The 12,334-nt window shown below is 44.6% G+C and carries 12 protein-coding genes and 1 pseudogene; 2 read left to right on the forward strand and 11 right to left on the reverse strand.

From position 1 onward, the window contains the following. Window positions 1–215 precede the first annotated feature (215 nt). The 4 genes from ACX1DY_RS25425 to ACX1DY_RS25440 all read right to left on the reverse strand — a co-directional run bounded on the left by ACX1DY_RS25425 (window position 216) and on the right by ACX1DY_RS25440 (window position 4,739). Window positions 216–1,355 (reverse strand): cation:proton antiporter, encoded by a 1,140-nt coding sequence (locus ACX1DY_RS25425; RefSeq protein WP_458966991.1) that lies wholly within the window; start codon window positions 1,353–1,355, stop codon window positions 216–218. A 428-nt stretch (window positions 1,356–1,783) separates the two neighbouring features. Then, the gene (locus ACX1DY_RS25430) at window positions 1,784–2,719 is read right to left on the reverse strand and encodes a serine hydrolase domain-containing protein (RefSeq protein WP_458967075.1); all 936 of its coding nucleotides are present in this window, start codon (window positions 2,717–2,719) and stop codon (window positions 1,784–1,786) included. Between the two features lie 176 nt (window positions 2,720–2,895). After that, on the reverse strand, window positions 2,896–3,846 hold the full coding sequence (locus tag ACX1DY_RS25435) for an alpha/beta hydrolase (protein WP_458966992.1): 951 nt from the start codon (window positions 3,844–3,846) through the stop codon (window positions 2,896–2,898). Between the two features lie 47 nt (window positions 3,847–3,893). Further along, entirely contained in the window at window positions 3,894–4,739 is an 846-nt protein-coding gene (locus ACX1DY_RS25440) for an SDR family oxidoreductase (RefSeq protein WP_458966993.1), read from the reverse strand. A 181-nt stretch (window positions 4,740–4,920) separates the two neighbouring features. Between ACX1DY_RS25440 and ACX1DY_RS25445 the strand changes: the two genes are divergently transcribed. Then, window positions 4,921–5,298, forward strand: coding sequence for a MerR family transcriptional regulator (locus tag ACX1DY_RS25445; protein ID WP_458966994.1), 378 nt, complete (start codon window positions 4,921–4,923; stop codon window positions 5,296–5,298). A 181-nt stretch (window positions 5,299–5,479) separates the two neighbouring features. Here ACX1DY_RS25445 and ACX1DY_RS25450 read toward each other — a convergent pair whose 3' ends face one another. The 4 genes from ACX1DY_RS25450 to ACX1DY_RS25465 all read right to left on the reverse strand — a co-directional run bounded on the left by ACX1DY_RS25450 (window position 5,480) and on the right by ACX1DY_RS25465 (window position 8,657). After that, entirely contained in the window at window positions 5,480–6,025 is a 546-nt protein-coding gene (locus tag ACX1DY_RS25450; protein WP_458966995.1) for a GNAT family N-acetyltransferase, read from the reverse strand. A 288-nt stretch (window positions 6,026–6,313) separates the two neighbouring features. Continuing rightward, the gene (locus ACX1DY_RS25455) at window positions 6,314–6,871 is read right to left on the reverse strand and encodes a hypothetical protein (protein WP_458966996.1); all 558 of its coding nucleotides are present in this window, start codon (window positions 6,869–6,871) and stop codon (window positions 6,314–6,316) included. 1 nt (window position 6,872) lies between these two features. Beyond that, window positions 6,873–7,439 (reverse strand): DUF4256 domain-containing protein, encoded by a 567-nt coding sequence (locus ACX1DY_RS25460; RefSeq protein WP_458966997.1) that lies wholly within the window; start codon window positions 7,437–7,439, stop codon window positions 6,873–6,875. A gap of 51 nt (window positions 7,440–7,490) precedes the next feature. After that, complete coding sequence (locus ACX1DY_RS25465) at window positions 7,491–8,657, reverse strand: DUF4317 domain-containing protein (RefSeq protein ID WP_458966998.1); 1,167 nt, start codon at window positions 8,655–8,657, stop codon at window positions 7,491–7,493. 313 nt (window positions 8,658–8,970) lie between these two features. Here ACX1DY_RS25465 and ACX1DY_RS25470 point away from each other — a divergent pair, with 313 nt between their 5' ends. Continuing rightward, window positions 8,971–9,330, forward strand: coding sequence for a hypothetical protein (locus tag ACX1DY_RS25470; RefSeq protein WP_458967076.1), 360 nt, complete (start codon window positions 8,971–8,973; stop codon window positions 9,328–9,330). A gap of 179 nt (window positions 9,331–9,509) precedes the next feature. Here the strand turns inward: ACX1DY_RS25470 and ACX1DY_RS25475 are convergent, their stop codons facing one another. The 3 genes and pseudogenes from ACX1DY_RS25475 to ACX1DY_RS25485 all read right to left on the reverse strand — a co-directional run bounded on the left by ACX1DY_RS25475 (window position 9,510) and on the right by ACX1DY_RS25485 (window position 12,300). Next, window positions 9,510–10,670, reverse strand: coding sequence for a cobalamin-independent methionine synthase II family protein (locus tag ACX1DY_RS25475; protein ID WP_458966999.1), 1,161 nt, complete (start codon window positions 10,668–10,670; stop codon window positions 9,510–9,512). Window positions 10,671–10,779: 109 nt separating this feature from the next. Continuing rightward, window positions 10,780–11,037 (reverse strand): annotated as a pseudogene (locus ACX1DY_RS25480) (hypothetical protein); the annotation flags it as partial. Window positions 11,038–11,196: 159 nt separating this feature from the next. Further along, window positions 11,197–12,300: a slipin family protein gene (locus ACX1DY_RS25485; RefSeq protein WP_458967000.1), complete on the reverse strand. Its 1,104-nt coding sequence runs from the start codon at window positions 12,298–12,300 to the stop codon at window positions 11,197–11,199. Between the last annotated feature and the right edge of the window lie 34 nt (window positions 12,301–12,334).

A 12,334-nucleotide genomic window follows, 5' to 3' on the forward strand; every position in this document is an offset into this window, starting at 1 on the left:
AGATTATTGACTTTGAGAATGGATTTAGTGGTATTATTCCATATGAGATTCTAACTCGTCAGGGAAGACCAAATTATCAAAATGTGCATTTGAAGCAAAATGGAGAAATTGTTGTTATTGATTATGGTAATTTTAGATTCCGGGGTAAAAAAGTATAGAAGGGGCCTAATCGTTAGCCCCTTTCCATTTCAAGTACATTTCGTTAGTTTCGAGGTTCATGTCCGTCTTCCTTTGAAGAGAGCCTTTAATAACGGCGGGGTAACTAATGTTGTCAGTATGACAACTATAATCACTGAAGTAAAATATTTTTGACTTAATAAGCCCGACTCTAAACCAATAGCCGCTATGATCAATGCTACTTCCCCACGTGAAACCATACCTGCTCCAATAACAGTAGAGGAACGCCAGTTGAATCCAGTTACTTTTGCCCCGAGCCCTGCTCCTAACCATTTGGACAGAATAGCTACAATTGCTAATCCAATAATGATTAGTATTTGGGACATGAATCCTTCAAAGGTCACGGATAGTCCGATACTCACAAAAAACACAGGTACAAATATGGCATATGCGATGGGTTCGAGTTTCTGTTCGACTTCTTCTTTGAACTCAGTCCTGGAGATGGCTATACCTGCAGCAAATGCGCCAATGATTCCTGCCACTCCGAAATATTCCGCCATGTAAGAGAAAAATAAGCAAATGACAATTCCAATACTGATGACCGATTCGGTAATTTTGAGCGGGGCAAGCTTACGCATAACCCACGGTACGACCTTCCAGCCAATACCAATGACCAGTGCAAAGAATATTACCTTCTTCAACAACACCAAGCCCAGGTTAATCTCTTCCGTGGATACAAAGCTCATAAATACCGCTAGAGCTACAACCACAAGAATATCATCAACCAGAGCCGCCCCCAGAACGGTTGTACTCTCACGGCTTTTTAATTTTCCCAGCTCCTTAAATGTCTGAACAGAGATGCTTACAGAAGTAGCAGACAGTAATAATCCGAGAAATATCGCGTGGGAACTCTCGAAGCCAACGATGATTCCAGTAATGTACCCGAGTCCGAGAGGCAATAATATACCTCCAACAGCTACTGCCACAGATGAATTTCGGTTATTGTTAAGCTCCTTGATATCTGTTTCCAGGCCTGCAAAGAACATCAACAGCAACACCCCGATATTGCTAAAAGAAGAAATCAACTCCGACGGCTGAATCCAGCCCAGTATAGCAGGACCGATTACAACGCCAATAATCAGCTTCCCAAGTACCGAGGGTTGCCCTAATCGTACTGCAAGATCACCAGCAAGCTTAGTACTCAAGATAATAACCAACAATTGTAAATAGAACTCCATTTTACTTTACCACCTTCCCGCATGACCGTAAAAACGCAGAAAGAGCCTGCTTTGAGCAGACTCCACCGGTTCATGCAAGTATTTATTTATGTCTGTAGTATATCATAATGACTGTAATTTGCCCATTCACGCTTTTATTTCTATTAAACTTTGATATTCGACTTTCCCTTTCTTCGTCAGATTAGGATAGAGGATGCTCCATACAACGCTATTGCCTCAGGAAAAGAAAACGATGTACCGGCTTTAATTGGTTATAACGCTAATGAAAGCACCATATTTATCCCCTTGCCCTGGCCATTATCATGGATACCAAGCTATTCCTCACTGAATGCGGCCGATTATAGAACAGAAATCAATAAAACATATGGCAGTAAAGCAGACAAGTTTCTCAGCATGTATGCAGCTACTGATAATGCACAGGCACTGCCCTACAGCTTATCTATTAGAGTATTCCAGGTCAGCTCAAGAACCCCTGTCATGTTGTGTGGTTCATTTGAAATATAGGTAATAACGGCATTCTTATCTGGAAGCATGACAACATATTGACCATATAAACCGTCCATTCGATATGAATTAGGATAGGAGTTCATCCAGATTTGATATCCATATCCCTGCTGATGGTCAGCGGTTGCAAAGTCTGGGGTGAAATCTTTGGTTTGAATTTGGACAGATGTTGCCTGTTTGATATAACTTGAAGGAATAAGCTGCTCACCTTGCCAGACTCCTTGATCAAGAATTAATTGTCCGAATCTGGATAATTGCTCTGCCGTTAAATATAATCCTGCAAATCCCTGCGGGATTCCCTTTGGACAGGTATCCCATTTAGGTTTCGGTATATCCAATTGCTGAAATATTCTTTTATCTAAGTAATCATTTAAGTTACTCCCTGTAGTCAGGGTTATCATTTTTGAAAGCATGTACGTTGCAGCATTGTTATACGTAAAATGAGTCCCAGGCTCAAATACAACCGGTTCTTCAAAGAACAATTGAGAAATATCCCAACTTGTATCACTTCCCCAATCCGCCTTAAATACCGGGCATTCTGCGTGTCCAGTTCCCATGCATAGCAAATCATGTATAGTCATCTTTATTAAATATTCATTTAAATGTACATGTGGAAGATCAGGAAAAAAATCTATAACATAGTCATTCATCTTGAAGTAATCCTCACTGATGGCAATCCCAACTGCCATTGAAGTAAACGTTTTACTTACTGACCACAAAGGAGCAGGCTTTTCTTCTTCAAAATCATATTTGGCTATGATCTGACCCTCTTGCCTAACTAGAACATTTAGCACCCGAAGGTTTTGACTTTTTACGGACACTATCAAATCATTCAGCAATTCATTGTTCACTGTAATCATCTCCAAGTTATTTGCTACAGCTTCAGATATTGGTTATATCCTCCTGAATAATTTTATTGTATCAGCCGACCTTTATAATACATATCCCGACTTTATCTATATTCAATCAATACCAAATATAAGGAGGGCCTTGGAATTAACCAAGCCCTCCTCATATTCAAGCTCTAATTTTAGGATCATTTATACAAAGCACTCTTTAAGGCTGCGTGGTATTCTTTTATAAATTCCCCGCTGATCTCAGCAGAAGGAAAGTACTCTTCGAAGCCATGAAAACATCCGGGGTACAAATGAAATTCTGTTGGCACACCGGCCTGCGTTAACCTTAGTACATAATCAATGGTTTCATCGCGAAACGGATCCAAGTCACCGACACAAGTGTATGTAGGCGGAAGCCCTGAGAGATCGGTTGCACGTGCCGGAGCGGCATATGGGGAGACTTCACCTGTTTTCCCTAGATACATTTCCCAGGCCAATCGGGTTTTTGCTGTGCTCCATACTCTTTCATCCGTTATTTCATGGCTGGACTTGGTCATGCTCCGGTCATCAAGCATCGGATAAAGCGGCATTTGGAACATAATAGAAGGACCGTTTCGATCTCTTGCCAAAAGGGAGAGAGCAGCCGTTAATCCACCGCCGGCACTGGGGCCCATTACTGCAATTCTGGATGAATCGGTCCCCAGCACCTCAGCATTTTCGGAGAACCATTGGAGTGCGGCGTAACAATCTTCGAGCGGAGCCGGAAAAGGATGCTCTGGAGCCAGCCGATAATCCACAGATACGATGACGCATTCGAGTTCGGATACCAGCTGCTGCAAGGCAGGGTCCATCATATCCGCGGAACCGAGGATATAGCCGCCACCGTGAATATATAGAATGCCCGGAAGGGGTCGGGGTCCCTTCTTCACACTCGGCTCGTAAATCTTAATCCGGACCTCCGGGTCCCCAGCTGCACCGGGAACAACTCTCTCTGAGGTTAGAACTGTATCATTAACGGGCAGCGATGCCGCCACACCGGCTACAAACTCTTGCATCTCTTTCCTTTTGGCTGCTAAATTCTCCCAAGTATACACAACCTCTGGCAAAGCGGAGAACATACTTTGAAGTTCCGGGTGTAATCTATCTTCCATTTCCCAACCATCCTTTGTGAAGCAGAGTTGTCAATCATTACTAAATGTCAGCCTTGGTTATTGTGCCACGCCGTCTGCCCCAGTAGATCCCGCATGGCCGACATGTACTGTTCTTCCGACTGGGACCATCTCAGCTTAGCCGTTGCTTCCGCATCCGGGCCTGCGAGATAACGCAGCCGATTAGAAGGATCGCACGCAGCGGCGTATACCTGATCTGCAACCTGGTTCTCATCTGCATTATCAAACGGATAGTTCATCATGGAGTTCATCATATGATCATAATAAGACTTGTATGCTTGTGGGATGGATACGTCTTGGGTGGCGGCCATGGTGTTCGATGTGAAATTCGTGGTCCGCATGGCGCCGGGTTCCACCAGCTTGACGGAGATATTCTGCGATTCCAGCTCGTACGACAGCGATTCAGACAGCCCCTCGATTGCATGCTTGGTCGCGACATAGACCGACAGGAGCGGATTGGATACAAAACCTACGTTCGAAGTGATATTGACGATGGTTCCACCGCCTTGTTCGCGGAAATAAGGGGTAATCGCCTGGATAACGTTCATAACACCGAAGACATTGGTTTCGAAAATCCCACGGATCACATTCATCGGTGTTGCTTCAAATATCGAGAGGATGCTGATTCCGGCGTTGTTCACGACGGTGTCGATCCGGCCGAACCTAGCAATTCCTGCTGCAATCGCCGCCTCAATGGAAGCTGGCTTAGTCACATCAAGCCCGGTTACGAAAATCCGCTCAGGATATTCCTCTGCCAGGGAGCGGTCCGGCTTACGCATCGTAGCGACCACATTCCATCCTTCATCAGCAAACTTCTTTGCTGTTGTATTTCCCAATCCTGTTGAACTCCCGGTGATCAATACCGTTTTCGTCATTGAATACCCTCCTCTTAATCTTTTCTGTTCTTTCTCAATCAGCTTACCGGGTTAAAGCGGCTCTAAGTCAAATCTAAAATGTAAGCCTTATAGAAAAGGGAGATTATGGACTGGAAGCAAGTTCAGATTGTACAATAGATGAGAGTAGCTCTAACACTCAGGCAGGCGGGGAGGGTATCTTGTGGCTTATACAATAAAGGAAATTGTGAAAAAAACGGGGATTACCCCGTATACTTTACGTTTTTATGAGAAGGAAGGCGTATTGCCGGCTGTTGACCGGGATGCTAACGGGGTCCGCAAATTCAACGAACACTACGTCGATTGTGTTGAGATGGTTCAAGCCCTACGTTCAACAGGCCTGCCTCTGGCAGAAATAAAACAATATGTGGAGTTATACAAGAGCGGGGATCGTACACTGCACCTAAGAAAGACGATGCTGGTCAACCAAAAAAACAAAGTAGAGGAACAAATCGCACGACTGATTAAAACACTGGAAAAGCTCAATTACAAACTCGCGTTAATTGATGCCCAAGACAACAAATTTGACAGGCTGCCCTAATATCATATTTCTCTCTTCATGCAAGTGGAAACGGCTACGCCGTCCTTATAAGGACGGTATCCGTTTCAGCGAGAAATATAAGGATAGAGTATAGCGTGAAACATATACTTTCTTATATTTTAAAAAAGCCGCTCGCTCTGAAGTTCAGAGCAAGCGGCTTGAGCGGTCCTCTCCTTTGCAGTTACTCTTTGTGATGCTGATTTTGCCACTCTTTTTTTAACAATGCATAGAGAAAGGTATTTTCGTATTTGGGTGTTCCGTCTCCGTTTTTGGTAAAAGAAATAAATTCCAGCATGCAGCCTTCCTGGCGCATACCCAGTTTTTTGCATAATTTCTGCGATCTGAAGTTGTCGTCTTCAACATACGCATACAGCCTTCTTGCTTCTTTTTGCATAAAGAGGTAGTCCAGCAACGCTTCTGCACTTTCACGTGCACATCCCATTCCCTCATATCTCTCGTTGAAATTCCAACCGACACTGAACGTATCGGGTTCTTCTTTCATACAGAACAGGTCTCCGATGAGGGAGTCGTCCTCTTTAAGGCAGACTGCAATATAAGAATCATCGCCGCTTCTTTTTTCAGCCTCCAGGGAAGCCTCCTCCAGCGTATCCAATTTCCCATCAAGGAAGCAGTTCACTCTAGGATTCATGGAATACTCCAACAATCCCGGAGCGTCGGCCGCGCAGAAATTTCTTAATACCAGCCGGTTTGTTTCGATTTTTTGCATGTATTATCATCCTCTCTTGACCTTGATTTCACAGTTCTCAAAATGTAGTCATTGGCAATGCTTACGAGGAATATTTACAGGATGAGGTTGTCCTGCAACATGCAGAGGAATATCTGGTCAGAGTTATGGTGCCTATCAGGAATCCTGGCTGAGCAGAACCAAGAGAATGGTTACTAATGGGGTTAATATTACGTTAAAAGGAACCGGAGATCAGTTGGTGCTCGCTATAAAGCCCTATTGTTCAATTTGAACAATAGGGCCAACAAGCACAGCATCATTGCCTACCCTTTACTCCGCAACTCTTTTCAGCTCAAATTGTGTTGCTTCTAACATCAGGATAAGTCTATCATTATTAACATCCAAAAAACTTACAGGTATAGCAAGTCCATCAGAAGAGTCAGATACGCGTAATGCTTTTACTTCATCATTTGTATTTAGATTTAGCATATCCATTTTAAATATTCTATAAAAAGAGTCCTCGTTATAGGTTATTTCAGTAATATCATAGAGTGGATTTTCTAGTTCATATTGATAAACATTATAATTTTCAAACCCTTTAGATGAGAAGAAATCTTTATTGATGATAATTTCATCACCAATAACCTTTTGCCCTGTTGGATATTCAGACGCATCGTTATATGAATTTGCGAATCCTAACAGCTTTTCAACCTTCCAAGTTCCATAGAACAACTTCTCAGTTTCACTATCCAAATCCATCCTTCCTACAAAAGGTTCAGATGTATTCCTTGGAATACTATTGTCCTCTTCTTTTACAGCATTATTACATCCAACCAAACAGGAGGACAATATAAACATGATCAGTAATAATCCCAATTTCGTCTTCATCTTAGACTCTAAGCGAGCCACGGAAGCCCCTGGCGCCATAGTAAGAATCCGCACCGTTATGATACACAAAGATATGTCCATAACGGAAATCAGCAAAGATTGCACCACCGAGCTTTCGGATATCGGACGGTGTTTTTATCCAGCTTGATGTTTTCGTATCGAAGCTTCCAAGCTTCTGCAGCTCCCGATATTGTTCTTCGGTAAGCAGCTCAATGCCCATATCCGCCGACATTTGAATGGCGCTGTTTTCCGGTTTATTTTGTTTTCTGGCGTTCAGAGCTTCGCCGTCGTAACAAATACTTCTGCGGCCTTTGGGGCTTTCTGCCGAGCAGTCATACAAAATGTATTCTCCCGCCTCTTCATTATAACCAACCACATCCGGCTCACCGCCGGTTCTTTCCATCTCATGAATGGACCATAATTTGTCATGGTTAGCTTCCAGCTTTAGTTGTACTTTGGCCCATTCCAATCCCTCGTGGCGATTCATGTTTTTCTCGAAACGGGCTTGTAACACTCCCAGCAGAGCTTCTTTTTGTTCTGGTGATAACTCCCTCTTTTCATTTACCACAACAAAACCTCCTTAATTCCTGTACCTTTACTTCCCTAATGCCAATGCTAACTACAACGTTTCCGTACTAAGCGTGAAGCCCTCGATCACGACTTCCTCGTCAACCTCAATCATGATGCAGCGTTTCCCTTGATAATTTACCTGCTTCACATATCTTAAATCTTGCGGGCTGATTGAGATGGTGGCCACCTTCGTATCTATCTTGATCGATTTTGTAGTATATTTCGGTATAACGCTGCTCGCCTTCATTTCGTAGAACTTATCGTCGATGACCGTTTCGAAAGCCAGCTCCACCTTTTCAGCCGTCACGTTCTCTACGCCGCTTGCTGCCAGAACACGTTCTATATCCTTGTAATCCAGCCTAGGCGGTTCTTCCTCCCCTTCGCCACCTTCGATGACCTGCTGGATTTCCTCATACACCTGAGCAAGTGTGGTCGTATCGAGTTGTTCTCCCGCCACTTCCTTCACGATATCTTCGAAGAAGCTTCTCTCTTCCAAGGCTGTTACAGATCTTTCCGCATTCAAGACCTGCTCGATGAACTGCGGGTCCGGATAATTCGATTTTCCCGTACAATACAGAATGCGGTTCACATCCGAATAATTGTCCGTCACACTCGGATAGAAGAACCCCTGCTCCGGCGAACTCAATTTGACAATCGGATCGACGATAATATTGTACTTGAATTCCTTCTCCACATAATCGAACATGAGGTTCTTGCGCTGCTGCTCCGTGGAATTTACGCTGCACAGAATGAACGGATGCGCGAACATCTCGTCCTTCCCGCTCTCTTCGGCTTCTTCATTCCTGGCCTTAGTCGGCCGATAATACTGCCCGCGAACGAAAGTGACGACCGTATCCTTCTCATACTTGGTATCTACCAGCATTTTATCCACCAGCATCAGCATCAGGTCCTGCCATTCTTCAGCATCACCTGTCACCAGGCCTTGGTGAAGCATTACCCGCGACGGCTCCTCCGCTTCCTCCTGAAACTTCAACTCGAACAGCTTATGGTCGAGCTCACCGGTGAGCAGTTTTTTGAAATTGCCCATATACAGCTCCTGCTTCTCCCTGTCCACGAGGCCAAACGGCAGGCGCTCCCAATGATAGATCTCATTGCTTTCCTTCATAATATACACGTTAAGAATATCAAACAGCTTGAGCATTTCATGGTCCAGCTTGAATTGCTTGCGAATGTGCGCGACTTCTTTCTTATTCATAATCGGTTCTGCAGCTCCTTAGAAGTGTTATGCCTTATTAGTATAAACGATTGGGGCGGAAATGGGTTAGGGGTGTTATGCCGGTTCCAGAATCCGGTACAAGGCAACGATGGAAGGGATCAACAAGATAATCTATAAGGTTATCCTACCATTTACTCTGCCATTTACACATGTAATAAATTGGTATATATTGTAGGGGATAGACATATAAACCCTATTATGTGGAAGGAGGATGCTCTAATCCGTTTCGAAATCATTTTGAGAGGATGAGCAATCTATGAAAAAACGCAGCAGCATAGTCTTTACCTTGATCATGGGTCTATCTCTGTTGTTTGGCCTGACCGCTTGGGCTAATCCTGCCATCGTCAGCTATGGGGGCAGCTATCCCAATACGCTGACCGAAGGTCAAGGATATGCTTACATTCTTCCCAACGCCAAGACGACCGGCACAAGCGTGAAAATCACGACTTCCGCAGTAAATGCACTTCGCCTACACTACTACTGGAGCTATAACAATACAACGATCGACCTGGGTACCGCTATCGTCAACAAAACCAATTACAACGGCGGATCAGGCTACTACGAACCCGGTACACTGATCACTGTTGTAGAACGAGTACCAGGATCTACTACGACATACCCTTCTGTATACTACACAATTTCTTTCAATTAATTCGCTGGAAAATAAGTCCCCCGTTGATGACCGCCTCTCGCGGTCATTTTTTATGAGCAAAAGACGATTTCGTCATTTCTCCGGCGCTGGAGGTTTCTGTTCATAGAAAAAAGACTGCCGACAATATCTTCGACAGTCTAAGAAGGGGAATCTGCTCCCCTATTTAACTAAGTTAAATATTAACTACCCCAATATTGCCGGGCAATCTGTTGTCCTTGGTTAATTTTCGCCCACTGTTCAGCTTCCGTTAATTCGTTGCCGCCGTCACAGGACGCAAAACCGCATTGATGAGAAAGTAATAATCTATCCTTGTCAATAATCTTAGATGCTTCATCAAGCATTTGAACTACACGAGCCTCATCGTCAAGCGTATTGGTCTTGGAAGACAACAAGCCAAGTACAATTTCCGTTTCAGGCTTATCTTTGAACACCGCAAGCGCCTCAAGCGAGCCTGCACGATCATCATCCCATTCAAGGAAAAAGCGGTCGTACTTTAGCTGCTTCAAGAACAGATTGGCAATTTTAGCATAGGAGCCGCCACCCATATTACGGGAATCATAGTTACCACGACAGTTATGCGTCCACATTTTCAAGCCTAAGCTATGTCCGTAATCAATTAGTGTATTGTTAATGTCAATAAATTCTGTAGCCAGAGCCTGTACTTCCTCTTGATTGATGTTCTCGCCAGTATATGGAGAGTTCGGGTTATCATCTGCGAAGAGCTCCCATAAGCAATCGTCGAATTGCAGGATTTGCCCTCCGGCAGCAGCGAATTCCTCCACAAAATCCTTATAAGCCTTCACAAGACCGTCTTTAAGCTCATGTCTGTCCTTATAAACGGCTTCTGTACCGCCAATGTTATCTGACCAGGATAGCTCACCAAAAATATGAGATGGCGAAGGTACGCACAGCTTGGTCTCACGGTCGCCGGCAAGGGCTTGAAGCTTCTTATAGGCATGAATAAAATGATGGTTCTTCCCGCTCAATTCACCTGTAATGCGCAGACCAATATCTTTTCTAGTCTCGTATTTGGAGGTTCCATCTGTATCTCTGAAGAAATAACCATGATCCGCAATATAGCGGCTAATCCCCTGGAAACCCCAGACGAAGTCCAGATGCCACATGGATTTGGAGTACTCTCCATCCGTAAGAATGGACAGGCCATTGTTAATTTCTTGATCGACTACAGCCTGAATCGCATCCGATTCACACTGTTCATACCCCTGAAAGTCTTGGTAAAAGGGATACTGGATATCATCACGATGTTCAATCTGCTGTTTATATTCTAATAAATTCGACGGACGCAACAGGCTGCCTACGATTTGAAATCTATTGCACATAAGAAATCCTCCTCAATCTAACTCATCTTTTGCTGGAATGCTTTGATTCTAGCATGGAGGATTGTTAACTACGTAACACTTAAAAGTAATATCTGGTTAAAGGTAAAAGCTATAATAAAAATGCACCGAAATAAAACTCCAGCGCTTCCTGAGAATAACCGTCATCCCCCTGCCATTCCGCCATAGAGTCATAATCAGAACTTCCGCCTCTGCGCTTACGAGGTGTTTCACCCGGTACCAGCAATCCGGCATATCCCCAGATCTCCATCATTACATCACGTTCATTTTTACTGGAAGGAATCACTTCCTTCCACCGCTTCTCCAACATCCGTGCACTCTCATGATCTGCACAATTCTGAACCGCTTCAAAACTCCCATTCTATCAGATCTCATTCTCGAGGAGATGAAGATATCTAATACGCAAGCTTCTTGTTCTCTGGTAAAGACGCACAATTGACTCAGCCGAAACACTGTCCAGCGTTCATTCTCTCTTTCCACAAAAAGAAATAGACCGCCAAGTAGCGGTCTATTTCTGGACACCGATGAGCGAGCTTAACCGCTCGAGCAGATCGCCGCCACCCGTAACAGAGATGGAACCGATTCTGTCGCATATCTTTTCGAGGAATTCCAGCTCCTTCAGACGGAACAGCGTCTGATTCTCATCCATCAGCTTCGCCGTATTGAGCAGGCTTCGCGTCGAAGCCGTCTCTTCCCGGCGGGTGATCAGGTTCGCCTGCGCCTTCTTCTCTGCGAGCAGAACGGTGTTAAGGATGTCTTTCATTTCCCCTGGCAGAATTACATCCTTTACCCCCGCCCCGAGGAAAAGCACCCCGAATTCTTCTCCCTTCGCCTGGATACGGGAAAGGATGAATGATGCAACATCCTCCTTACGTTTCAGAAGATCATCTAATTTCAGCGTCCCTACATATTCCCGAAGCAAGAGCTGAAGCTGGATGTGAATCTGCTCGTCGAAGGCTTTCATTTCCAGCACCCGCTGTGGATTCACGATCTTGTACTGACACACGAAGTTCAGGCGAAGCGTAACCTTATCTTCTGTCATCATCTCCTGGCCGATCAAATCCATCTGCTGCTGTCTTAGATCGACCGTCTTGATCAGCACTGAGACAGGGCCTTTCCAGAAGTAATACTTACCAGGCGCAAGCTCCCGCTGGAGGATATGATCATAGAACAGAAATCCCTGCTCGTAGCTCGCGATTTCACAGCACTGCACATACGGGGTAAGCTTCGCTATAATGGAGCGGTCGATCCCGGCAGGGAGTTCCGGCTGCCTGATATCCGTATGTACAAAGGTATGCTTTTTCAGGAGGTTCCAATAGGCATATACCCCCGGCTTCAGCAGCTGCACGAATTGTCCGTCCTCATAGTGCAAGACAATCTCATGATCCTGTACACTTACGACATCGAGCTCCCGCAGGAGGTCTTCATCCTGTAAGAACAGCTGCAAATCTTTACCTTCGACTACGAACGGTTTGGCAATATTCAGCACAACTGCCGTATGCTGTGACCACGATAAGTAGCGATAGGTTCCCGGAAGAAGACGTTTCACATAACTTCCCTTATGAAAGAGCAGACCGCGCTGGTCCGCTTGAATCGTTATTTGCTTTAACATATATTTACCCCCTTCATGTTTGACCAATGGATGG

The organism is Paenibacillus sp. BAC0078 (genome assembly GCF_054483875.1).

What these genes read in the sequence shown, in the direction of transcription:
- ACX1DY_RS25475 (WP_458966999.1), bottom strand. Translation starts at nt 10,670, where the DNA reads ATGTGCAATAGATTTCAAATCGTAGGCAGCCTGTTGCGTCCGTCGAAT.
- ACX1DY_RS25465 (WP_458966998.1), bottom strand. Translation starts at nt 8,657, where the DNA reads ATGAATAAGAAAGAAGTCGCGCACATTCGCAAGCAATTCAAGCTGGAC.
- ACX1DY_RS25425 (WP_458966991.1), bottom strand. Translation starts at nt 1,355, where the DNA reads ATGGAGTTCTATTTACAATTGTTGGTTATTATCTTGAGTACTAAGCTT.
- ACX1DY_RS25450 (WP_458966995.1), bottom strand. Translation starts at nt 6,025, where the DNA reads ATGCAAAAAATCGAAACAAACCGGCTGGTATTAAGAAATTTCTGCGCG.
- ACX1DY_RS25470 (WP_458967076.1), top strand. Translation starts at nt 8,971, where the DNA reads ATGGGTCTATCTCTGTTGTTTGGCCTGACCGCTTGGGCTAATCCTGCC.
- ACX1DY_RS25485 (WP_458967000.1), bottom strand. Translation starts at nt 12,300, where the DNA reads ATGTTAAAGCAAATAACGATTCAAGCGGACCAGCGCGGTCTGCTCTTT.
- ACX1DY_RS25430 (WP_458967075.1), bottom strand. Translation starts at nt 2,719, where the DNA reads ATGATTACAGTGAACAATGAATTGCTGAATGATTTGATAGTGTCCGTA.
- ACX1DY_RS25455 (WP_458966996.1), bottom strand. Translation starts at nt 6,871, where the DNA reads ATGAAGACGAAATTGGGATTATTACTGATCATGTTTATATTGTCCTCC.
- ACX1DY_RS25435 (WP_458966992.1), bottom strand. Translation starts at nt 3,846, where the DNA reads ATGGAAGATAGATTACACCCGGAACTTCAAAGTATGTTCTCCGCTTTG.
- ACX1DY_RS25440 (WP_458966993.1), bottom strand. Translation starts at nt 4,739, where the DNA reads ATGACGAAAACGGTATTGATCACCGGGAGTTCAACAGGATTGGGAAAT.